General features: G+C 69.7%; 20 protein-coding genes and 1 pseudogene. 8 read left to right on the plus strand and 13 right to left on the minus strand.

Annotated features, from left to right (window positions below; translation table 11 throughout):
• Positions 1–3: 3 nt before the first annotated feature.
• The 6 genes from Cch01nite_RS09570 (at position 4) to Cch01nite_RS09595 (ending at position 5,881) form a co-directional block, all read left to right on the plus strand.
• Positions 4–969, plus strand: a complete 966-nt coding sequence (locus tag Cch01nite_RS09570) for a fumarylacetoacetate hydrolase family protein (protein WP_203752007.1) — start codon at positions 4–6, stop codon at positions 967–969.
• Between the two features lie 109 nt (positions 970–1,078).
• Complete coding sequence (locus Cch01nite_RS09575) at positions 1,079–1,858, plus strand: CoA transferase subunit A (RefSeq protein WP_203752010.1); 780 nt, start codon at positions 1,079–1,081, stop codon at positions 1,856–1,858.
• Positions 1,842–2,516, plus strand: a complete 675-nt coding sequence (locus tag Cch01nite_RS09580; RefSeq protein WP_203752025.1) for a 3-oxoacid CoA-transferase subunit B — start codon at positions 1,842–1,844, stop codon at positions 2,514–2,516. Before Cch01nite_RS09575 ends, Cch01nite_RS09580 begins: the two co-directional genes overlap by 17 nt.
• A gap of 148 nt (positions 2,517–2,664) precedes the next feature.
• On the plus strand, positions 2,665–3,690 hold the full coding sequence (locus Cch01nite_RS09585) for a VOC family protein (RefSeq protein ID WP_203752035.1): 1,026 nt from the start codon (positions 2,665–2,667) through the stop codon (positions 3,688–3,690).
• Positions 3,690–4,700, plus strand: coding sequence for a fumarylacetoacetate hydrolase family protein (locus Cch01nite_RS09590; protein WP_203752038.1), 1,011 nt, complete (start codon positions 3,690–3,692; stop codon positions 4,698–4,700). Before Cch01nite_RS09585 ends, Cch01nite_RS09590 begins: the two co-directional genes overlap by 1 nt.
• The gene (locus Cch01nite_RS09595; protein WP_203752041.1) at positions 4,697–5,881 is read left to right on the plus strand and encodes an acetyl-CoA C-acyltransferase; all 1,185 of its coding nucleotides are present in this window, start codon (positions 4,697–4,699) and stop codon (positions 5,879–5,881) included. The genes Cch01nite_RS09590 and Cch01nite_RS09595 overlap by 4 nt, the downstream gene beginning before the upstream one ends.
• A 22-nt stretch (positions 5,882–5,903) precedes the next feature.
• Here the strand turns inward: Cch01nite_RS09595 and Cch01nite_RS09600 are convergent, their stop codons facing one another.
• The 5 genes from Cch01nite_RS09600 to Cch01nite_RS09620 all read right to left on the minus strand — a co-directional run bounded on the left by Cch01nite_RS09600 (position 5,904) and on the right by Cch01nite_RS09620 (position 11,151).
• Entirely contained in the window at positions 5,904–6,836 is a 933-nt protein-coding gene (locus tag Cch01nite_RS09600) for a LysR family transcriptional regulator (RefSeq protein ID WP_203752043.1), read from the minus strand.
• Between the two features lie 149 nt (positions 6,837–6,985).
• Positions 6,986–8,032: an amidohydrolase family protein gene (locus tag Cch01nite_RS09605; RefSeq protein ID WP_203752045.1), complete on the minus strand. Its 1,047-nt coding sequence runs from the start codon at positions 8,030–8,032 to the stop codon at positions 6,986–6,988.
• A complete protein-coding gene (locus tag Cch01nite_RS09610; protein ID WP_203752048.1) occupies positions 8,029–9,159 on the minus strand; it encodes an FAD-dependent oxidoreductase in 1,131 nt (376 codons plus the stop codon). The genes Cch01nite_RS09605 and Cch01nite_RS09610 overlap by 4 nt, the downstream gene beginning before the upstream one ends.
• A 25-nt stretch (positions 9,160–9,184) precedes the next feature.
• Complete coding sequence (locus Cch01nite_RS09615) at positions 9,185–10,201, minus strand: cyclase family protein (RefSeq protein ID WP_203752050.1); 1,017 nt, start codon at positions 10,199–10,201, stop codon at positions 9,185–9,187.
• Entirely contained in the window at positions 10,198–11,151 is a 954-nt protein-coding gene (locus Cch01nite_RS09620; RefSeq protein ID WP_203752053.1) for a fumarylacetoacetate hydrolase family protein, read from the minus strand. The genes Cch01nite_RS09615 and Cch01nite_RS09620 overlap by 4 nt, the downstream gene beginning before the upstream one ends.
• A 243-nt stretch (positions 11,152–11,394) precedes the next feature.
• Between Cch01nite_RS09620 and Cch01nite_RS09625 the strand changes: the two genes are divergently transcribed.
• Both Cch01nite_RS09625 and Cch01nite_RS09630 read left to right on the plus strand, forming a co-directional pair.
• Positions 11,395–12,471 carry a cupin domain-containing protein gene (locus Cch01nite_RS09625; protein WP_203752222.1) on the plus strand — a complete coding sequence of 359 codons (1,077 nt, stop codon included), beginning with the start codon at positions 11,395–11,397 and terminating at the stop codon, positions 12,469–12,471.
• A gap of 2 nt (positions 12,472–12,473) precedes the next feature.
• A complete protein-coding gene (locus Cch01nite_RS09630) occupies positions 12,474–13,004 on the plus strand; it encodes a maleylpyruvate isomerase N-terminal domain-containing protein (protein WP_203752056.1) in 531 nt (176 codons plus the stop codon).
• A gap of 20 nt (positions 13,005–13,024) precedes the next feature.
• Here the strand turns inward: Cch01nite_RS09630 and Cch01nite_RS09635 are convergent, their stop codons facing one another.
• The 8 genes and pseudogenes from Cch01nite_RS09635 to Cch01nite_RS09670 all read right to left on the minus strand — a co-directional run.
• Positions 13,025–14,203 (minus strand): methyl-accepting chemotaxis protein, encoded by a 1,179-nt coding sequence (locus tag Cch01nite_RS09635; RefSeq protein WP_203752059.1) that lies wholly within the window; start codon positions 14,201–14,203, stop codon positions 13,025–13,027.
• Between the two features lie 192 nt (positions 14,204–14,395).
• On the minus strand, positions 14,396–15,178 hold the full coding sequence (locus Cch01nite_RS09640; protein WP_203752062.1) for an SDR family NAD(P)-dependent oxidoreductase: 783 nt from the start codon (positions 15,176–15,178) through the stop codon (positions 14,396–14,398).
• Positions 15,175–16,032 (minus strand): SDR family NAD(P)-dependent oxidoreductase, encoded by an 858-nt coding sequence (locus Cch01nite_RS09645; protein WP_308439223.1) that lies wholly within the window; start codon positions 16,030–16,032, stop codon positions 15,175–15,177. Before Cch01nite_RS09645 ends, Cch01nite_RS09640 begins: the two co-directional genes overlap by 4 nt.
• A gap of 59 nt (positions 16,033–16,091) precedes the next feature.
• Positions 16,092–16,934 (minus strand): class II aldolase/adducin family protein, encoded by an 843-nt coding sequence (locus Cch01nite_RS09650; protein WP_239070183.1) that lies wholly within the window; start codon positions 16,932–16,934, stop codon positions 16,092–16,094.
• Positions 16,931–18,421, minus strand: coding sequence for a rhamnulokinase (locus Cch01nite_RS09655; RefSeq protein WP_203752076.1), 1,491 nt, complete (start codon positions 18,419–18,421; stop codon positions 16,931–16,933). The genes Cch01nite_RS09650 and Cch01nite_RS09655 overlap by 4 nt, the downstream gene beginning before the upstream one ends.
• A gap of 28 nt (positions 18,422–18,449) precedes the next feature.
• Complete coding sequence (rhaI, locus tag Cch01nite_RS09660; RefSeq protein WP_203752093.1) at positions 18,450–19,619, minus strand: L-rhamnose isomerase; 1,170 nt, start codon at positions 19,617–19,619, stop codon at positions 18,450–18,452.
• Positions 19,620–19,682: 63 nt separating this feature from the next.
• Complete coding sequence (locus Cch01nite_RS09665; protein WP_203752096.1) at positions 19,683–20,894, minus strand: alpha-hydroxy acid oxidase; 1,212 nt, start codon at positions 20,892–20,894, stop codon at positions 19,683–19,685.
• A 25-nt stretch (positions 20,895–20,919) separates the two neighbouring features.
• Positions 20,920–21,143, minus strand: a pseudogene (locus Cch01nite_RS09670) (bifunctional rhamnulose-1-phosphate aldolase/short-chain dehydrogenase); the annotation flags it as partial.

Raw genomic sequence — 21,143 nt, forward strand, 5'->3', positions numbered from 1 at the left:
GAGATGCGCATCGCCCGTTTGGCTGGAGACAGGGTCGCCGTCCGCGGGGACGGCGGCTGGTGGGACGTGACCGACGCACTGGGGCTCGCGCGACACGGTGACCCGGTCCGCGCGCTGATCGAGTCCGGCACAGATCTTGCCGCCCACGTGCTCAGCGACGTCCCGTTCGTCGGCGACGCCGACGCCGTCCTTCTCGCACCCATCGCGCGGCCGTCGAAGGTCGTCGGTGCGCCGGTGAACTACCGGGACCACCAGGTGGAGATGCAGGAGCAGAAGACGATCGCCGACTACGGCGTGTTCCTCAAGGCGCCGTCGTCGATCATCGGGCCTGGCCAGGAGATCTCGCTGCCGTACACCGACAAGCGAACGGATCAGGAGGGTGAGCTCGGGGTCGTCATCGGACGACGGACGAGGAACGTGTCGCGTGCCGAGGCGCTCGACCACGTGTTCGGGTACGTACCGATCCTCGACATCACCGTGCGCTCCGGCGAGGACCGCTCGACACGCAAGTCCTTCGACACCTTCACGCCAGTCGGGCCGTACATCACCACGCGCGACGAGGTGCCCGACCCCGGAGCGCTGACGTTGCAGTGCTGGGTGGACGGCGACCTGCGTCAGTCGGTCGGGACGCGCGAGCTCATCTTCGACGTGCCGACCCTCGTCAGCTACGCGAGCCACGTCATGACCCTCGAGCCTGGCGACATCATCGCCAGCGGTACGCCTGCCGGCGTGGGCGTGCTGAGGGACGGGGGAACGGTCGTCGTCGAGATCTCGGGTCTCGGTCGCCTGCAGGTGGGGGTGACCGCGCGCGACGCCATCCCGTACGACCACCGGCCTGGCCCGCCGACCACCGAAGAGCAGAACGCGGCCGCCGAGAAGCAGGCCGCAGATGCCCCTTTGGCGGCCGAGGTCCGTGGCCACTGGGCGCATCATCTGGCCGGCCTCTGGTATCAGGGAGGCGACGCGTGATCGTGGCGGACGGGACCCTGGAGTCGCGCGCTCGGGGCGACGGCTCGCTCGTCGAACCCGGAACGACCAGCGCGTCGGCGCAACCCCTCTTCCACATGCGGTGGCCCCGATGGACAAGGTGATCGGAGACGCCACCGTCGCCGTTCGCGCGATCTCGGACGGCGCGACGATCGCGGTCGGCGGGTTCGGCTTGTGCGGGATCCCGAGCGTCCTGATCCGGGCCCTGCTCAAGCACGGGTCGACCGATCTGCGCATCGTCTCGAACAACTGTGGCGTCGACGGCGCCGGCCTCGGCCTCCTGCTCGAGGCCGGCCGCATCGCGCGGATCACCGCGTCGTACGTCGGCGAGAACAAGGAGTTCGCGCGTCAGTACCTGGCGGGTGAGCTGGAGGTCGAGCTCACCCCGCAGGGCACTCTCGCCGAGCGTCTTCGGGCCGGTGGAGCCGGGATCGGCGCCTTCTACACACCGACCGGTGTCGGCACACAGATCGCCGAGGGGGGCCTGCCGTGGCGGTACGCCCTCGACGGGACGGTCGCCACGGCATCGCCGGCGAAGGAGGTCCGCACCTTCGCAGGGCGGGAGATGGTGCTGGAAGAGGCCATCACGTGTGACGTCGCCCTGGTCCGCGCGGCGCGGGCTGATCGGCACGGGAACGCCGTGTTTCACGCCGCGGCTCGGAACTTCAACCCCATGGCTGCACAGGCCGGGCGAGTCACGATCCTCGAGACCGAGGAGCTCGTCGAGGTGGGGGAGATCGCGCCGGACGACATCCATCTACCTGGCATCTACGTCCAGCACGTGGTTCCGCTGAGCGCGGCTCAGGCCGCCGACAAGGGCGTCGAACGAATCACCGTACGAACGGGGGTGGACCGTGGCTCTGACGCGTGACGAGCTCGCTGCCCGCGCAGCCGCAGAGCTGCGCGACGGCCAGTACGTGAACCTGGGGATCGGTCTGCCGACCCTGATACCCGACCATCTCCCTCCGCGGGCGAGCATCGTCCTGCAGTCCGAGAACGGCATCCTCGGCGTCGGGCCATACCCCGAACGTGAGGACGTGGACCCCGACCTCATCAACGCCGGGAAGGAGACGGTGACCGTGCGCCCCGGGGCGGCGTACTTCGACTCGGCGTCGAGCTTCGCCATGATCCGCGGGGGCCACGTCGACGTCGCCGTCCTCGGGGCCATGCAGGTCAGCGCATCCGGCGACCTGGCGAACTGGATGGTGCCGGGCAAGCTCGTCAAGGGCATGGGCGGCGCCATGGACCTGGTACACGGCGCACGACGAGTTCTCGTGGTCATGGAGCACACGACGCGAGACGGCGCCGCGAAGCTGCTGGACGCCTGCACGCTGCCCTTGACGGGCCGTGGTGTCGTGCACCGCGTCATCACCGACCTCGCCGTTCTCGACGTCTGCGGGGACCACTTCGCGGTGGTCGAGCTGTCACCCGGCACCACCTGGGAGGACGTTGCCGCGGCGACTGAAGCCCCGCTGCGTGACGCTCGATCCGACCACGCGCCGCTCGGAGTGGTACGCGCCCAGGCATAGGCCAGGGCGATGCCGGGCATCGGCAATCTCGTCTTCTCGACCTGCCAACTCGCTTGGCATCGTCATCCCGTCGCACACCGCCGTGCGGCGTCGCACTGGGACCGGTTGAGGCACGCACCCCCGACCGGTCCGGACGAAAGGACCTGCTGTGTTCCAGCTCCTGTCGCACCTCGCACACCTCGAGGTCACCTCGCCGGACGTCGAGGCGTCTGCTGCGTTCTACGTCAACGGCTTCGGCCTGCGCATCGTCGACCGGGACGCTGACGGGTCGGTCTACCTGCGCTGCTGGGGCGACCACTACAAGTTCAGCCTCGTGGTGTCGCCGGGCGACGGGCCGTCCGTGAAGAACATGGCGTGGCGCACGTCCAGCCCGGAGGCGCTCGACGAGGCCGCTCAGCGCATCGAGGCCGCCGGCGTCATCGGGCAGTGGCACGAGGGGCGCCAGGGTCACGGCCGGTCGTACCAGTTCACAGGTCCCTACGGGCACACGATGGAGCTGTTCTGGGACATCGAGAAGTACCACGCGACGGACGAGAACGGCTCGATCTTCCCGGACCGCCCCGAGAAGCGCTCCAGCCACGCCGCTGCCCCGCGCTTCCTCGACCACGTGACCGTGGCGGCCAGCGACGTGCGCGGCTTCTGCGAGTGGTACAACCGCGTCCTCGACTTCCGCATCATGGCGTACACGGTGCTCGACGAGGCGCCGATCACGGTGTTCGGTGTGCTCACGACGAACGAGAAGTCGCACGACCTCGGCGTCGTCCTCGACTCGTCCAGCATCCCCGGCCGCGTCAACCACATCGCGTTCTGGACCGACAGCGACACCGAGCTGGTCCGCACCGCCGACGTCCTGATGGAGAACGGCGTCGAGATCGAGTACGGCCCCTCGATCCACGGGATCGGCGAGCAGACGTTCCTCTACTTCCGTGAGCCGTCGCGCCTCCGCGTCGAGCTCAACTCGGGCGGCTACCGCAACTACGTCCCGGACTGGCGCCCGAACGACTGGACGCCGTCCACGGGCTCCAACAACCTGTACCGCAACTCTGCGATGCCGATGTCGATGACGGAGTCCTTCCCGCACGACCCGGGCCACCCGACGGCGACCGAGGAGGGCATCCTGCCCGGCACCGAGGAGGCGCTCCTCAACCCGTACGCGGTTCAGGGCCGCGGCTGATGAAGCTCGCGTCCTACCGGCACGGTGGCGTCCTGCACGCAGGCGTCGTCGTCGGGGATCCCGGCGACGAACGGGTCTGCGCGCTTCCGCCGGGCGCCACCGTGCTCGACGTCGCGAGCGCCGGCGGCGAGTCCGCCGGCGCCGCGGCGTCGTGGGCGATGACCCACTCGCTGCCGGTCCCGATCAGTGAGGTCCGGCTGCTCCCTCCGGTGCGGCCGACGTCCATCCGCGACTTCGTCGCCTTCGAGGAGCACGTCGAAGGCGTCGTGCGGAGCGTCTCGGGTGGCGCCGGCGTGCCGGCCGAGTGGTACGAGGCCCCGGCGTTCTACTTCGGGAACCCGCACAGCGTCGTCGGCGCCAACGACGACGTCGAGATCCCGCCGGGGTGCTCCGTGTTCGACTTCGAGCTCGAGATCGCTGCGGTAGTCGGCATCCCGGGCCGTGATGTGGACCCGCGCCGTGCACGGGAGAACATCGTCGGCTACACGATCCTGAACGACTGGTCCGCGCGTGACCTGCAGGCCCGCGAGATGAAGGTGGGACTAGGTCCGGCAAAGGGGAAGGACGGGTCCAGCACGCTTGGACCTTGGCTCGTGACCGCCGACGAGCTCGAGCCGTTCAGGGACGACGACGGATATCTGGCGCTCGAGATGCGCGCCTTGGTGAACCACGTCGAGGTCGGACACGACCTGGCGTCGAACGCCGCCTGGACGTTCGAGGAGATGCTCGCGCACGCGTCGAGGGGCTCGTGGGTCGGACCCGGTGACGTGCTCGGCTCGGGAACGGGCGGCAACGGCGGTTGCCTCGCTGAGCTGTGGGGCCGATCCGGGGTTCAAGAACCGCCGCCGCTGGCGGCCGGGGATGTCGTCCGCCTCGAGGTGGAAGGCCTCGGCGCGGTCGAGAACCGTGTGGTGGACCGCCCTGCGGGCGCGCCCGGTCGAGCAGTCGGGCCTGCCCGGGCCCGCAGCCGCGCACGGTCGCGGTCCGAGATTGGATCGGTGCCCGCGTGACGCTCGACGACGCGATCCCGGTGATCCTCGGTGGTGCGCGTACCCCCTTCGGTCGATACCGAGGCGGACTCGCGCCCCTGTCAGCGCCGCAGCTCGGCGCTGTGGCCATCCGCGCGGCGCTCGAACGCTCAGGTGTTCCGGCCGGTCATGTCGACGCGCTCCTCATGGGACAGGTCGTCCAGGTCGGCGCGGGGCAGGGCCCCGCGCGGCAGGCGGGCGTCGAGGCCGGTCTCCCGTGGAGCGTCCCTGCGACGACGATCAACAAGATCTGTCTGTCGGGCCTCACCGCCGTGATCGACGCCGCACGACTGGTGCGCGCCGGCGACGCGGAGGTCGTCGTCGCCGGCGGGCAGGAGTCGATGTCCAACGCGCCGCATGCCCTGCCGGGGTCGCGTCGCGGCATCCCGTACGGCGACGCCTCCCTCATTGACACGCTCGGTGACGGGTTGGTCGACCCGTTCTCTGGCCGCTCCATGGGCGCGTTGACCGAGGAAGGCAACGGCGTCCTCGGTATCGGAAGGTCAGAACAGGACGCCGTCGCGGCCCGGTCTCACGCGCGTGCCGCGAGGTCGGGCGCCGAGCTCGCCACCGAGATCGTGGCCGTCGAGGTTCCTGGCCCTCGCGGGTCCGTGTCGGCAGTGTTGTTGGATGAAGGGATCCGCCCCGACAGCACGGAAGAGTCGCTCGCGCGGCTCAAGCCTGCGTTCGCGGCGGACGGCACGATCACGGCTGGCTCTGCCAGCCCGTTGTCGGATGGGGCCGCGGCGGTGGTCGTGGCAAGCAAGGGCTACGCACGGCGACACGATCTGCCATGGCTCGTCGAGATCGGTGCACAGGGCCAGGTGGCCGGACCGGACCCATCGCTTCACCTACAACCGGCGCGCGCGATCCAAGCCGCGCTCAAGCGGGCCGATCTCGACGTCGTTGATCTCGATGTCGTCGAGATCAACGAGGCTTTCGCGGCTGTCGTTCTCGCGTCTGCCGCGGAGCTCGGCATCGATCCAGCTCGCGTGAACACCGAGGGCGGTGCGATCGCCATCGGACATCCGATCGGCGCGTCCGGTGCCCGACTGGTGTTGCACGCCGCATACAGGCTGTCTCGTCGTGGGAGCGGGACAGCTGCAGTCGCCCTCTGCGGTGGTGGTGGACAGGGCGACGCGCTGCTCCTGCACGTTCGCTGACGCGGGCGTGCAGGAGCAGCAGTCACGCGACGTCCGACGACTCGGCTCCCTCGATGCCCTGCGCCGCTTCGAGCAGGACCGACCGCAGCCAGGCGTGCCCAGGTTCGAGCTGGTGGGACGGGTGCCACCACAGAGCCTCGACGAGCGGGATGACCTCGAACGGGCACGGCACGGCGCGAAGCCGATGGCCGGCCTGCAGCTGCGGAACCAGCCGTTCCTGGACCAGCGCGATGCGGTCCGTCCCGACGAGGAACTGCGGGATGGCCAGGAAGTGTTCCACGACGATCTGCACGTGCACGTCGACGCCGAGATTCTCGAGCTGACGCATCGGGGGAGTGAACGCGGAGGACGACCGGAAGCTCACGACCCAGGGCAGCCGTGCCATGTCAGGCAGTGTGACGGCGTCACCGAGTGTCGGGTGGTCGGCATCGAAGAGGCAGACCCACGAGTCGGTGAAAAGGTCGAGGTACGGCAGCCCGGACAAGAAGCCTCGGGGCAGGATCATCGCGTCGGCGTCCCGGAGGACCTCCTCCGCCCTCTCGATGAGCTGCGGTGTGTGCGGGTGGAACTCGACACGGACGCCAGGCGCTCGCTCGGCGACGATCTGGCTGACCCCGGCACCGATCACGCTCAGTGCGTAGTCGGCGACGAGCACGCTGAATGCTCGCTCCGAGGTGGCTGGATCGAACGTCGGCGCGACGGAGAACACGCGCTGCACGCCGGCCATTGCCGCCCCGGTGCGCTCACGCAGCTGCTCCGCGAACGGTGTGAGCTCGTAGGCGTTCCCAGCCCTCACGAGCAGGGGGTCGTTGAAGTGTCGCCGCAAGCGAGCGAGTGATGCGCTGAGTGCCGGCTGGCTCAGGCCGAGCTTGGCGGCGGCGTTGGTGACGCTGCGCTCGCGCAGCAGGGCGTCGAGCGCCGTCAGCAGGTTGAGGTTCAGGTTGGCGATGTTCACGGTTGCTCTTCCGGCAAACGGGCTCCAGACCGGTTCACCGTCTGTGGGGACGCCATGGTCCATCGTAGGAGCCCAGCCGCCTCGTGGCAGGGAGCGCGGTTCGGATCGCGGGCCGGTGTCGTCGGGCTCCTCGAGCAGGAACGACGCCTTCATGATCCGAGGCCGGCGCGCAGTCCGAGCCGGTGGGCGTTGCCGCGCTTGATCGCATTGATCTCGTACGCCGTCAGACCCGAGGCCTCGAGATCGCCGATCGGGTCGTCTGAGCCCATGTCGAACGGGTGGTCGCTCCCGAGGCACACCTGCTCGGCACCGACGGTATCGACGAGCGTGCGAAGGGCGCGCTCGTCATGGACGACCGAGTCGAACCAGAGCTGGCGAAGGTAAGCGCTCGGAGGCTTCGCGCAGGTCTTGGCCTCGCTACGGACGTGCCACGCCCGGTCACTGCGGCCGAGGTAGGTCGGGAGGTAACCACCGCCATGAGCCGCGAGGACCTGAAGCGATGGATGCCGGTCGAGCACGCCGGCGAAGATGAGGTGCGAGAGGGCGACGGCGGTCTCCACAGGCTGTCCGACCGAGTTCGACAGGTACCAGCGGTCGAGGCGTTCGTCGAGAGTGCAGCCGAACGGGTGGACGAACACGACCACGCCGAGCGCAGCGGCCTCGGACCAGAACTCCTCGAGACGTGGGTCCGAGAGCTCGATCGTCCCGCCCCGGGGGTCGGGTGCGTGCGACGAGATCTCAACCCCCCTCAAACCCTTGTCGACGGCGTCGTGCAATGCGGCGGCCGCCAGGTTCGGGTGCTGCAGCGGCACGAGGCCCAGGCCGGTCAGACGCGCGGGTGCGGCGCCGACCGCGTAGGCGACGCCGTCGTTGACGTACCGCGCGAGGTCGAGCGCCAAGGACTCGTCGGCCCAGTAGTGGTACTGCGACGGTGAGGGCGACAGAACCTGGACGTCGACGCCCTGCTGGTCCATGAGTTCGAGCCGATGGTCGGTGCGTACGAGAAGCGAGCCACGCTCCTGAACCATCACCGCGGACACGGCCGTCGACTCGGCACCGTTTCGGCGGAGGTCCAGGTCACGCTGCGCGCTCAGACCGGGCTGGTCGGCAACGGCGCGCTCCACGTCGGGGACGAGAACGTGCGCGTGGACGTCGACACTCGGGAGCTGCGCGTACACCGTCGTGTCCGTGCTCATGCAGGCTCCGTCACGAGTGCAGCGATGCGGCCCATCAGGCCCGGCACGTCGCCACGCTCGCCGTCGAGGAGCCACTGGCCGAGTTGCACGGATGCCTCGACCACCGTGCGAGCGCGCTCGAAGCGCCGCTCGGAGAACTGCTTCCAGAGTGCGTCGTCGACGGCGTCGCGACTGAGCAGGAGCTCCGTCAGGACCGCGGCGTCCTCGAGTGCCTGGGCGGCGCCCTGGGCGAGGGTGGGCGGGCACGCGTGCGCCGCGTCGCCGATGAGCACGACGCGGCCCCGGTTCCACGGCTCGTCGAGCACGTGCGCCTCGAACCACGTGTAGCTCACGCGAGAGGCGTCGGTCAGCGTCTCGCGGATCTCGTTCCACGGGCCGCCGTAGCCCTCGGAGAGCCGGCGCATCTCGCCCAGCTGCTCCTCGGGCGACATCGCACTGCGATCCTGCGCGGGCTCGACGATGTACGCGTACATGGAGTTCGGACCGGTCGGGCAGTAGCCCGCGATGTACTGCGGGCCGCCGTAGTAGAGGTCGGTCCTGGTGATGCTCTCCGGGCGGGTGGTGAACGCCCGCCAGATGCCCATGCCGGTCGACCGGGTCTCGAGCGGGACGCCGAGCATCCGCCGGGTCCACGAACGGATGCCATCCGCGCCGACGACAAGGTCGTAGCGGCCGCCAGATCCGTCGGACAGCTCGACGTCCACCCCCGACTCGTCCTGCACGATGCCCGTGCACGTGGTCGCGAGCTTGATCTTCACGCCAGCGAGCGTGGCGCGCTCATGGAGGATTCGCGCCAGGTCCTGCCGGGGCATGCCGACGGTGGCCGGCAGGTCCGGCCCACCGGTACGGGCATCGGGAAGCACGGCGATGAGGGTGCCGGCGGGGTCGGGCGCGCGCAGGCCGAGGGTGTCGAACCCGTAGCCGGCTTCTTCGACCCGGTCCCAGACGCCGAGGTCGCGCAGCACTCGCAGGGCGTTGCCCTGCAGTGTGATTCCCGAGCCGAGGCTCACGATGTCGGGCTTGATCTCGACCAGGTCGACCTCGACCCCGGCCTCCGCGAGGAAGATTGCGGTCGCGGCACCTGCCGCGCCACCGCCGATGACAAGGACCTTGCTTACTGCTGGCATGTCCGCTCCTTCGAGAACGATGCGCTTACTTGACCGCGAGGGGGTTCACGGGAGCGCCGACGGCGCCGGTGAAGGGGATGGGCGCTGCGGTGAGCCAGAACTCGAAGATGCCGTCCTCGGCGCAGTCCGCCGCGAGGTCGTCGAGGTTCCACATCTCCCCGACGTACAACCCCATGTTCGGGATGACGACCTGGTGCAGAGGCTGGAACGAGTCGTCGAACTCGTTCGGCCTGACCTCGAAGCCCCACGTGTCGGTGGCGATCGCCGCGATGTCGGTTCGACGAAGCCAGCCCGCCGTCGTGATCGACAGGCCTGGTGCGGGTCCGCCGGCGTACTGCCCCCAGCCTTCGCGTCGCGCACGCGCCAGTCGGCCCGTGCGTACCAGCACGATGTCTCCCGGGCCGACCTGAGATGTCGATCCCTGGGCCTCGATGCACTCACGCAGGTGCGCCGTCGTGATCGCGAACCCGTCCTCGAGCTCGCCGCCGGTGCCATGCGTGTCCTCGCCCAGGAATCGCCCTAGGTCGAGGAGAACTCCGCGGCCGGCGATGTGGGCCGCGGCGGTCTCGATGCCCGTGACCTGGTCCCCGGCGCTGGTGACCACGTCACCCGCGCGCCGACCGTTGTAGGCCATGCCGTGGTCGAAGATGTGGCCGAGCCCGTCCCACTGCGTCGAGCACTGCAGGGGCATGGCGACGACGTCGTCAGCGCCGCCGAGGCCGTGCGGGAAGCCTTGGCCACGCTCGGCGTCCGTTCCGGTGTCAAGCATGGTGTGAACCGGGTTGGTGCGCCGGCGCCACCCGTTCTGCGGCCCGTTCATGTCGAACGGGAGCGACAGCGAGAACGCGCGACCGCGGCGGACCAGCCAGGCAGCCCGGGCGCGCAGGTCGTCGTCGATGTGGTTGAGGGTGCCGAGAACGTCGGACTCGCCCCAGCGGCCGGTGTTCGAGCATGCCTGCGCCAGAGCGGCGATCACGGATTCGGGGTCCGCTCTGTCGAGTGCCAACGGGTCGAGATCGATGATGTCGTCGAGCGCCGTCATGCCCAGGCCTCCTGCGTGGGGCTGACGAACGTGGTCCGCTGTGCGCCGAGGCCGGAGATGCCCGCCTCGATCACGTCGCCCGCCCTCAGGAACCGACCCCAGTGCATCCCGTTCCCGGCGGGCGAACCGGTCAGGACGAGGTCGCCGGGGGCGAGCGCGACGTACTGGGACGCGTGCGAGACCAGGCTAGCGACGTCGAAGAGCATGTCCTTCGCGAGCTCGTCCTGCATGACGTCACCGTTGAGCCGGAGGGTGAGCTGCAGGTCGGCGAGGTCCAGGATCTGCGACGCCGGGACGAGGTACGGCCCGAGCGGGAGGAAGCCGGGTGCGTTCTTCGCCCGCAGCCAGTCGCTGCCGATCTCCGGCATGTCCCGCCGGAACACCAGGTCGCGGGTCGTGAGGTCGTTGGCGATCGTGTAGCAGGCCACGTGGTCGAGTGCCTCGTCCCGCCCGACTCGGTAGGCAGGGCGGCCGATGACGGCGACGAGCTCGAGCTCCCAGTCATGCTGGTCGCTGTAGCCAGGGAGCGCGACGTCGTCGTATGCACCCGTGATGGCAGACGAGAGGCCGGAGAACAGGTACGGGATCCCGGTGCGCGCGCGCTCGTCCATCATGACCGCGGCTTCGGCGCGGACCTGCTCAACGGTGCGACCGCCAGAGAGCTCCGTGTGCTTGACCGCGAGGTCGAGGACGTGGGTCCGGTAGTTCGCGCCCGCCTGCACGATCTGCCCGGGCGTCACCGGAGGCAGAACGGTGAGCGCGTCGAGAGGCAACCACGAGCCCGGCTGCGTCTCGGTGATCTCGTCGAGGACGGCGACGACGTCGTCCCACTGCCGCAAGAGCTCAAGCGTCGTACGCACGGGCGCCAGGCGGTCCGGGATGCTCGCGAGGTCGAGGACGTCCGAACCCACGAGCAGTCCGGCGAATGGGCCCTCGCCGGCATCGAACATGCCGAGTCCAAAGCGGGTGGTAGGGGGCAGTGGGGATGCACTGGTCACTCGTCGTCCGTCCTTCATTGCACGGGTGCCGCAGAGTCGGCAGGGCTACAGCATCAGTCGAGGCTGCGACGACGTGAACCCGCTGATCAGTGATCCTCCCCATCATGAGTTCTGATGGTCGGCACGCCCCGAACTCCTTGTCGGTCCGCGAGTGGCTGGGATACCAACGACTCACATCCGACGAGAGGCCCTGCGATGAAGCAGATGGACGGCACTGCCGACACCCCTGAGCTGGTGCAGCTGTACGACGACTTCGCGGCGATCAGCACCAGCCCCCTGTGGACCCAGCGCGACGACCTCATGCCGATGGCGCCCTCGCCCAAGGCCGTCCCGCACGTCTGGCGATGGAAGCAGCTCTTCGACATCGCGGAGCGGAGCGGCGAGCTCGTTCCGGTGGGCCGCGGGGGAGAGCGCCGCGCGATCGGCCTGGCAAACCCGGGTCTGCCGGGCACCGCGTACGCCACCCCGACGCTGTGGTGCGCGATCCAGTACCTCGGCGGCCACGAGACTGCGCCTGAGCACCGCCACGCGCAGAACGCCTTCCGATTCGTGATCGAAGGTGAGGGCGTCTGGACGGTCGTGAACGGCGACCCGGTCGCCATGCGTCGCGGAGACCTGCTGCTCACTCCCGGGTGGCACTTCCACGGGCACCACAACGACACCGACCAGCCGATGGCATGGATCGACGGCCTGGACGTGCCGCTGTCGCACTACACCGACGTCGGGTTCTTCGAGTTCGGCTCGGAGCGGGTCACCGACGAGGCCTCGCCGCCGGTCTCGCGGAACGAGCGTCTCTGGGCGCACCCAGGCCTTCGACCGCTGAGCGAGCTGGAGCAGCGCGTGAGCTCCCCGCTCATGGCATACCGCTGGGAGCACACGGACCGCGCGCTCGCCGAGCAGCTCGCCCTGGAGGACGAAGGCCAGCCGGCGACTGTCGAACAGGGCCACGCCGCGATCCGCTATGTGAACCCGACGACCGGCGGCGATGTCATGCCGACCCTGCGGGCTGAGTTTCACCGGCTCCGCGCCGGTGCATCCACACCGGTCCGCCACGAGGTCGGCTCCTCTGTCTGGCAGGTGTTCGAGGGCACAGGCGTCGTGCTGTTGGCCGGCGAGGAGAACCAGCTGGAGAAGGGCGACCTGTTCGTCGTGCCGAGCTGGACACCGTGGTCCCTGGTCGCCGACAGCCAGCTGGACCTCTTCCGGTTCAACGACGGGCCGGTGATCGACAAGCTCGGCTTTACCCGCACCTACCTGCCCGGGCAGGCCTGATCGTGGCGGCGCGCACTGATCGGACCACGGACGCGACGATCAAGTCGCACCTGCTGCTCGCCCGTCGGGCTCAGGCGTACTTCGCGCGACAGCTCCGCACGCTTCCGGACGACGAGCTCCGGACGGCGAGCGCAGTCGACGGCTGGTCCCGCGGCCGACTCGTCGCCCACGTCGCCCTGCACGCCCGGTCGCTGACCAGGCTGACGGAGTGGGCGGCGACCGGGATCTACGTGCCGCTCTGGACGACATCGGTCGAGCGCGACGAGCTCGAGGCATACACAGCGACCTTGCCGGCGCAGGCGCTGCGCAACCTCGCGGACCACAGCGCCATCCACCTCGACGTCGAGTGGCGGGACCTCCCGCCGGCCGCCTGGGAGCTTCGTCTTCGCGAGGGCGACGGGTCTGTGCGCACGGCCAGCGAGAGCGTCCCCGAGCGGGCGCGGCTGCTGTGGCGAGCAGCGCTGGGACTGGCTAACGGAGGTCGGCGCTCGGACGTCCCTGACGCGCTTCGCGAGGCCGTCTTCTCAAGCTGAGGAGAGGGCCAGCTAGTCGGTCAGCGCGCCGAGCCGGTCAGCTCGACGAGCTGGTGGTTCAGCTCGCCGAACGAGCGGCCGACGATCGCACCGGACTCCTGGACCTTGCCCAGCAGCACGGCAGCCTCCCGCGTGGCCGTCGCGACATCGGTGATCGTCTCGGCGATTTCGTCCGACGCCGCGGCAGCCTCGGCGACCCCGTCGGCGATCGCACGAGTCGTCGCGCTCTGCTCTTCGACCGCGGCCGCGATCGTCGCCTGGTACTCGCTGATCTGCGCGATCACGCCGGTCACCCGCGTGATCGCCGATTCCGTGGTCGCCACGTCCGCCAAGATGGCCTCGACCTGCCGACCGATGCCATCGGTTGCCTCCGCCGTGCTTCGGGCGAGCTCCTTCACCTCGCCCGCGACGACGGCGAAGCCCTTCCCGGACTCGCCAGCGCGCGCAGCCTCGATCGTGGCGTTGAGCGCCAGCAGGTTCGTCTGCTCCGCGATCGACGTGATCAGCTTGACCACCTTGCTGATCTCCTCCGACGAGGCTGCGAGCCGGGCCACGTTGGTGATGCCGACCTGGGCCACATCCGTCGCGGTCTGCGCCACACGCGATGCCTTGCTCGCGCTCTCGGCGATCTCGGTGATGGCCGAGCTCATCTGGACGGTCGCAGACGAGACCGATTGCACCGTTGACGACACTCGGCCGGCCGCTGCGGCGACCTCCTCCGCGCGCCCGCTGACGCCGTCGGATCGGATCGCCACGCTCATGCCGGCCTTCGCCAGGCCATCGAGTCCAGCCCCCAGCGCGACGGCGGCCTCGGACAACGCCGTGGCGCGAGCGCCCGCGTCATCTGCAACGAGAGCTGCCGCGGCGACACATGCCTGCGCGGAGCGGAAGCGCACCTGCGGTCTCGACGACGCCGGACGGCGGCTCGCGATGGCACCGCTCACAGCGGCGAAGTCACGCTCAAGCCGCCGGGCTGCCAGTGCAAGGGAGACGCCGGAGGCGAGCAAGCCGAGCGCGAGTACAGACAGGGCAACCGCGCCGTGATCGCGCACGCCGGGCGTCAGCACGACGGTGGTGGCGGCCGCGACTGACCAGGCCAGGCATGCGAGAAGCGTCGGCGTGAGCCGCGCTCCGTCGGAGGAGCGACGGAGCGCGCCCTTCTTCAGCGTGCGTGCCGCGGTGGTCTTCGCTGTGTTCATGCCGATCCTCGCTCTGAAGCATCCGCGTGTGCCCAGGGGCTGCTGGCGCCCGGGGCCTACGCATTCCTGCCCGCATGGATCGGTGCGAGACGGCCCAGAGTGAGCGCGCGCGTAGGACGGCTCAACTCAAAGTGGTGATGCCCGGCATCGGCCGCGTGAATACCGGGAGGTCGCGTCGCACTCGTGCCGTGGTCAGCCGACGCCGGGCAGCACCGCCGACCAGCCGCCGTCGACCACGAGGTTCGCGCCGGTGACGTACGAGGACTCGTCCGAGGCCAGGAACAGGGCGCACCGGGCGACTTCCTCTGGCGCGCCAATGCGTCCGAGCGGGATGGCGGCGGCGATCCCGCGCATCGGGTGATCGGGCGCTAGCAGGGTCCCCTCGGAGGCCGGCGTGCGGATCATGCCTGGGCTGATGCAGTTCGCGCGGATCCCGTGCGGTGCTCCCTCCGCTGCGAGCTGCCTCGTCATCGCGACCACGCCTCCTTTGGTGGCGGTGTGGGCCAGGCGGTTGTTCGTTCGTGACCCGGTGATGCCGGCGGTCGACCCCACCAGCAGCACCGACCCGCCTCCACGTGCGACGAGATGAGGCCAGGCGTGCTTGGTCACCAGGAAGACGATGTCGAGCTCGTGCCGGATGACGAATGACCAGTCCTCGAACGTCGTCTCGGCGATCGGTGCGAAGCGGGTGGCGCCGGCGTTGTTGTAAACGACGTCGATGCCGCCGTGTCTCGAGGCGGCCGCGTCGATCCATGCGCGGACGCCGCTCTCGTCGGCCAGATCGAGCGGATGCGTGCTGTCCATCTGGCCGCCCGCGTTGCGCACCATCTCGACGGTCTCTGCCGCCTCCGCCGACCTGGTGTCGCAGCCGACCACGATCGCGCCGTGCTCGGCGAAGAGCTGCGCCGCTGCCCGGCCCTGGCCACCGGCCGTGCCGGTAATCAGTACGACCTTTCCTTCGAGCCGACCGTTCACGCCGACATCCGGGTCGCGTCGCTGATCGACTTCACGCCGCCGTGAGCGGTCAGACCGCCGTCGACAGGGATCTCCGCGCCGGTGATGAACGAGGACTCGTCGCTGAGCAGGAACACCACGACGGTTGCGATCTCGTCAGAGGTGCCGGTGCGACCGAGCGGTGTCTCGGCGATGTTGGCGTCGCGGAACGCGGGGGAGGCGGACGCGGTCATCGCTGTCTCGATGTAGCCCGGATGGATCGTGTTGACGCGGATCCCTGACGGCCCGAGCTCCAGGCACGCGGCCTTCGCGAGGCCACGGAGGGCCCACTTGCTCGCTGTGTACGCGATTGGGAAGTGGCCGGTCAGCGCCGCGGCGGATCCGATGACGACGACGGAGCCGCCTGGCGGCATGAGCGGGGCCACGGTCTGGATTCCCAGGAGTGTGCCGGTGACGTTGACCTCGCACACCCGCGCCAGATCGGAAGGGTCGAGGTCGGCAAGACGAGCCCGCCACGTGACTCCGGCGTTCGCCACGAGTCCGTCGACGCCGCCTTGCTCACGGCGAATGTCGTCGGCGAGGCTGCGCCAGCCCGCCGCGTCGGCGACGTCAAGCCGTCGGTATGACGCTCCCGCCAATGGCTCGGCAGGCTCCGGTGCGACGTCGGTTGCGATCACGATCGCTCCTTGCGCGTGCAGTGCGCGCGCCGCGGCGGCGCCCTGGCCTTGTGCGGCACCAGTCACGACGACGCGCTTCCCGGAGAGTCGTCCGCCCGTGACGACCTGCGTCGGCGGTGTCGCTGCGATCATCCGCCTGAGGATCCACGAATGCCCCGGGACAGGGAAGAGCGAGTCCGTGATGATCGGGATCACCACGACTAATCCGCGGCGGGTGGTCCAGTTGCGGTCCTGGACCACCCGCCGCCCTCAGGTCGTCAGTGCACCCAGCGGGAGTCGATGCTGAACTCGCTGGCGACCGAGGCGATCTGCACCGCGGTGAGGCCCTCCGCCCTTCCACCCGCAACCAGGTCCATGTACTCGTACTTGGCGCCGGTCTCGGCGTACTCGATGCGGTCCACCGCTCGGGTTACGGACACGTCGGAGCGCGCCATGACACCGTGCTTGGACCACAGAACGATCTCGAACTCGCGCAGCCCTTCGACGTTCGCCTTCATCAGCTCGTCGGACCCGGGGATCATGAACTCGAGGACGCCGATGCCGGCGGACAGCGACACGATGGACTCCGGCTCCCACCGCAGGATGCGGGTGTTCATCGCCTCGGTGTCCCGGTACGCAGGGATGTGCGAGAGGTACGTGAGGTTCATCGGCTGGGCGTGCACGACTGCCTGGAAGTCGACGCCACGAAGCGCGACCTGGTCCTGGTGCACCGCGAGGTGCGAGTTGAACTCGCTGGTGAGCCGCTCGAACAGGCGTCGCGGCGAGGTGAACAGGGTGGCGGTCAGACCGTCGTCGTGCACGACGACGGCGCCGATGTTGGCCTCCGGGTCCTCGTGGATCTGCCGCAGGCGGCGTCCCGAACCGGTGACCAGGATCGTGCTGCCTGCCAGCGCCGGTGCGGGAGCCGGGAGGGCGATCTCCTCGGCGATCGGGAAGCGCCGACGAACCTCGATGTCCCAGCCGACGAAGATCGAGATGTTGCCTGCACCTGCCTCGGAGGCGTCGATCTCGCAGATCCGGGCGCCGGCGGCGCCCATCGCGGTGATCAGCTCTTCGAGCTCAGGGCGCGGCGGGTTCTCGTGCATGGGGGCGTTCCTCACGGTCGGGCCACGGTGAGATCCCGCAGCCGGTTCTCGGCCTGGTCCCAGGCCCTGACATCACCGGTGGGCTCCCACCGGACGAGTTCGGTGGAGGCCGCGACGACCTCCCGGATCGCGGGAAGGCCGCCCTCGAGGTCGCCGAGCGCCCAGGCCTGCACGAGCAGGTTGCCCATGGCGGTCCCCTCCGCGGGCCCTGCGAGCACGGGGAGTCCCGTGGCGTCGGCCGTCAGCTGGCAGAGGAGCTCGTTGCGCGAACCACCGCCGACGACGTGCACGACGCGGACGTCACGGCCGGACAGGTCGGCAACCGTGCGCAACGCCCGGCGATAGGCGAGCGCCAGCGAGTCGAGGATGCAGCGCGTCACGGCGGCGACGTCGTCCGGAACGGCCTGCCCGGTCGCCCGGGCAGCCTCGGCGATCCTGGCGGGGATGTCGCCCGGTGCGGCGAACACCGGATCGTCGACGTCGATGACCGTGCGACACGTGGGCACGTCGGCCGCGGCCGCGAGCAGCTCAGGCAGCGAGGCCGTTCGCCCCTCGGCCCGCCAGGTGCGCTGCGACTCGGAGAGCAGCCACAGCCCGGCGACGTTCTTGAGGTAGCGCACGGTCCCGTCGACGCCGAGCTCGTTCGTGACGTTGGCGATCCGGGACGCCTCAGTGCGGACGGGCGCGGGAAGTTCGACACCGACGAGCGACCAGGTGCCTGACGAGATGTACGCAGCGTGCGCCGGTTCGGACATCGGAACTGCAGCAACCGCGGAGGCAGTGTCGTGCGACCCGACGGCCACGACCTTGGCGTCGCCCCAGCCGAAGCCCTCGAGCAACGGCCCCAGCACCGTGCCGGGCTCGACGAGCCGAGGCAGCAACGAGGACAGGCTTGCCCCGGCCGCGGCGTCGAGATGCTGCCCGACCTGCCGGCTCCAGGAGCGGGAACCGACGTCGAGCAGACCTGTCGTCGAGGCATTGGTCACCTCTGCTGCCTGGACGCCGCTCAGCCACGCCGACAGCAGGTCCGGCACGAGCAGGAGACCGGTGGCAGCACGAACCTGCGCGTCGCCCGCAGAGGCGAGCAGCTGGAACACCGTGTTGAACGGCTGAACCTGCGCACCGGTGACGGCGTAGTGCTCGCTAGCGGGCAAACCAGCGAAGAACCGCTCCGGCACGCCGGAGGTCCGTTCGTCGCGGTAGTGCACCGGGTTCCCGAGCAGCGCGCCGTCGGCATCGAGGAGGCCGTAGTCGACCGCCCAGGTGTCGACGCCCACCGAATCGAACCCGCCGGACCGGTGCGCGACGTCCAGCCCGCGACAGATTCCCGACCAGAGCGCCAACAGGTCCCAGCGCAGCACCTGTCGACCACCGTGCGGTACCCGGACTGGCGTGTTGTCGAACCGGGCGACCTCGTCGGCCATGAGCCGCCCTCGGGAGAGCTGCCCCGTGATCACTCGTCCGCTGGTCGCGCCGAGGTCGACCGCGGCATACGTCGTCACCTTCGTGCTCGTCTCGCTCGTCGTCCGCTCAGGCGCCCCAGCCGGCCTGCGTGCCGCCGACTCGCTCGTCGGCGATCTGCTTGCCGTAGCCGGAGTCGGCGTACGCAGCCAGCGGATCGGTCGGCAGGCCGCGTGACTCGCGCCACTGCGCCAGCGCGGGTCGGACGTCGGTGTAGAACGCGTCCATCAGGATCGCGTTCGCGCCCAGCACGTCGCCGGCGTCCTGTGCAGCCGTCAGGGCCTCACGGTCGACGAGAAGCGCGCGGGCCGTCATCTCCTGGACGTTCAGCACCGACCGGATCTGCCCGGGGATCTTGTCCTCGATGTTGTGGCACTGGTCGAGCATGAAGCGCACCGGCGAGCCGTCGTCCAGGCCACCCCCGCGGACCACCTCGAAGAGGATGCGGAAGAGCTGGAACGGATCAGCAGCACCCACGATCAGGTCGTCATCCGCATAGAAGCGAGAGTTGAAGTCGAACGAGCCCAGCCTTCCCAGACGCAGGAGCTGCGCGACGATGAACTCGATGTTCGTGCTCGGCGCGTGGTGGCCCGTGTCGAGGCAGACGAACGCGCGCTCGCCGAGCGCGGTGACGTGGGCGTACGAGGTGCCCCAGTCCGGCACGTCCATCGTGTAGAAGTGCGGCTCGAAGATCTTGTACTCGAGCACCAGGCGCTGCTCGCCGGAGAGCCGGGCGTAGATCTTCGAGAGCGAGTCGGCGAGGCGGTCCTGACGGCCGCGGATGTCACCCTGTCCGGGGTAGTTCGTGCCGTCCGGCAGCCAGATCTTCAGATCCTGCGACCCCGTCGCGTCCATCACGTCGATGCAGGCGAAGTGGTGGTCGATCGCCTTCTGACGGATGCGAGGGTCCGTGTGCGTCAGCGAACCGAGCTTGTACTCGTCGTCCTGGAACGTGTTCGAGTTGATGGTTCCGAGCCCGACGCCGAGGTCCCCCGCGTAGCTGGCGAGCTCGGCGTAGTCGTCGACGAGGTCCCACGGGATGTGCAGGGCCACGGTCGGTGCCAGGCCGGTCAGCCGGTTCACCTGCGCCGCGTCGGCGAGCTTCTCCCGAACCGTGCGCGGGGTGCCGGGGGAGCTGAACACCTTGAACCGCGTTCCGGCGTTCCCGAACGCCCACGAGGGGAGCTCGATCGCCTGGGTCGCGAGGGTGTCGAGGATGGTCGTGCTGATCTCGGTCATGGGAACTCCTGGACTGGAGGGTCGGTTCAGGGAGCCGCGCGGCGGCGTGGGTTGCGGGTGCTCTCAGGGCAGGCGCACGTGCTGGGGCCCGAGCTCGTCGACGTTCGTCACGCCGAGCAGTGCCATGGTGCGCCGGACCTCTCGCGTGAGGATCTCGGCGGCGCGGTCCACACCCCGCTCGCCGCCGGCCATGAGGCCGTACAGGTACGCGCGGCCGACCATGGTGGCGTCCGCTCCGAGTGCCAGGGCAGCGACGATGTCGGCGCCCGACATGATCCCCGTATCCACCCAGACCTCGGCGTCGCCGTCGACCGCCTCGACTACGTCGGGCAGCAGTCGAAGCGGGACGGGTGCGCGGTCGAGCTGACGCCCCCCGTGGTTCGACAGCACGATCGCGTCCGCGCCGGCCTTGGCGACGCGGACGGCGTCCTCGACGGTCTGGATTCCCTTGATGACCAGCGGACCGTCCCACGACGCCCGCAGCCACTCGAGGTCGGCGATCGTCATCGTCGGGTCGAAGAGCTTGTCCAGAAGCTCGCCGACAGTTCCGTGCCACTCGCTCAGCGACGCGAACGTCAACGGCTCAGTGGTGAGCAGGTTCATCCACCAGGCGGGATGGGTGGCGGCGTCGAGCACCGTCTTGACCGTCAGGGCCGGCGGGATGGCGAACCCGTTGCGGGCGTCTCGGAGACGGGCCCCCGCGACAGGGACGTCGACGGTCAGCTGCAGCGCCTCATACCCGGCGGCCTTCGCCCGGGCCATGAGGTCCTCCCCGGCGGAACGGTCCTTCCAGACGTAGAGCTGGAACCATTTGCGTGCGTCCGGCGCGGCCTTCGCGACGTCCTCGATGGAGGTCGTCCCCATCGTCGACAGCGCGTAGGGGATGCCGCGACGTTCGGCGACTCGTGCGACGGCGCGCTCGCCCTCGTGGTGCATCATCCGCGTGAAGCCGGTCGGCGCGAACGAGAACGGCAGGGCCGCAGGCTTGCCGAGCATCGTGGTCGTCGTGTCGACGCCGGAGACGTCGTGCAGGATCGATGGACGCAGCTCGAGGTTCCGGAAGAGGTGGCGTGCACGGCTGAGGCTGATCTCTGCCTCGGCAGCGCCGTCCGTGTAGTCGAAGACGGAACGAGGTGTACGGCGTCGCGCCGCCGAGCGCAGGTCCTCGATCGTCAGGGCGTCCGCGAGACGGCGGTCGGTCGCGTTGAGCTGGATGGGCTTGGGCCGCATGAGCGGCTTGAGCTCCGACCACTTGGGCAGCTGGCGGTTGGCCATGTTCGGTGTGTCTCTCTCGTGGATCTCAGCGCAGGAACGCGGCGGCGACGCCGGAATCGACGGGCACGTGCAGGCCGGTGGTCTGTACGAGGTCGGGTCCGGTGAGCGCGAAGACGGCGGCGGCGACGTGCTCGGGGAGAACCTCGCGCTTGAGGAGCGTCCGCTGGGCGTAGTACGCACCGAGCTCCGACTCCGGCACGCCGTAGGTCGCGGCGCGCTGCGCGCCCCACCCGCCGGCGAAGATGCCAG

The sequence above is a fragment of the Cellulomonas chitinilytica genome (assembly GCF_016862675.1).
Lineage (GTDB): Bacteria > Actinomycetota > Actinomycetes > Actinomycetales > Cellulomonadaceae > Cellulomonas > Cellulomonas chitinilytica.

Excerpts from the sequence above, each read along its gene's own strand:
- Cch01nite_RS09570 (WP_203752007.1), top strand. The coding sequence starts at position 4 with ATGCGCATCGCCCGTTTGGCTGGAGACAGGGTCGCCGTCCGCGGGGAC.
- Cch01nite_RS09575 (WP_203752010.1), top strand. The coding sequence starts at position 1,079 with ATGGACAAGGTGATCGGAGACGCCACCGTCGCCGTTCGCGCGATCTCG.
- Cch01nite_RS09590 (WP_203752038.1), top strand. The coding sequence starts at position 3,690 with ATGAAGCTCGCGTCCTACCGGCACGGTGGCGTCCTGCACGCAGGCGTC.
- Cch01nite_RS09605 (WP_203752045.1), bottom strand. The coding sequence starts at position 8,032 with ATGAGCACGGACACGACGGTGTACGCGCAGCTCCCGAGTGTCGACGTC.
- Cch01nite_RS09610 (WP_203752048.1), bottom strand. The coding sequence starts at position 9,159 with ATGCCAGCAGTAAGCAAGGTCCTTGTCATCGGCGGTGGCGCGGCAGGT.
- Cch01nite_RS09615 (WP_203752050.1), bottom strand. The coding sequence starts at position 10,201 with ATGACGGCGCTCGACGACATCATCGATCTCGACCCGTTGGCACTCGAC.
- Cch01nite_RS09620 (WP_203752053.1), bottom strand. The coding sequence starts at position 11,151 with ATGTTCGATGCCGGCGAGGGCCCATTCGCCGGACTGCTCGTGGGTTCG.
- Cch01nite_RS09625 (WP_203752222.1), top strand. The coding sequence starts at position 11,395 with ATGAAGCAGATGGACGGCACTGCCGACACCCCTGAGCTGGTGCAGCTG.
- Cch01nite_RS09635 (WP_203752059.1), bottom strand. The coding sequence starts at position 14,203 with ATGAACACAGCGAAGACCACCGCGGCACGCACGCTGAAGAAGGGCGCG.
- rhaI (WP_203752093.1), bottom strand. The coding sequence starts at position 19,619 with ATGACCGAGATCAGCACGACCATCCTCGACACCCTCGCGACCCAGGCG.
- Cch01nite_RS09665 (WP_203752096.1), bottom strand. The coding sequence starts at position 20,894 with ATGGCCAACCGCCAGCTGCCCAAGTGGTCGGAGCTCAAGCCGCTCATG.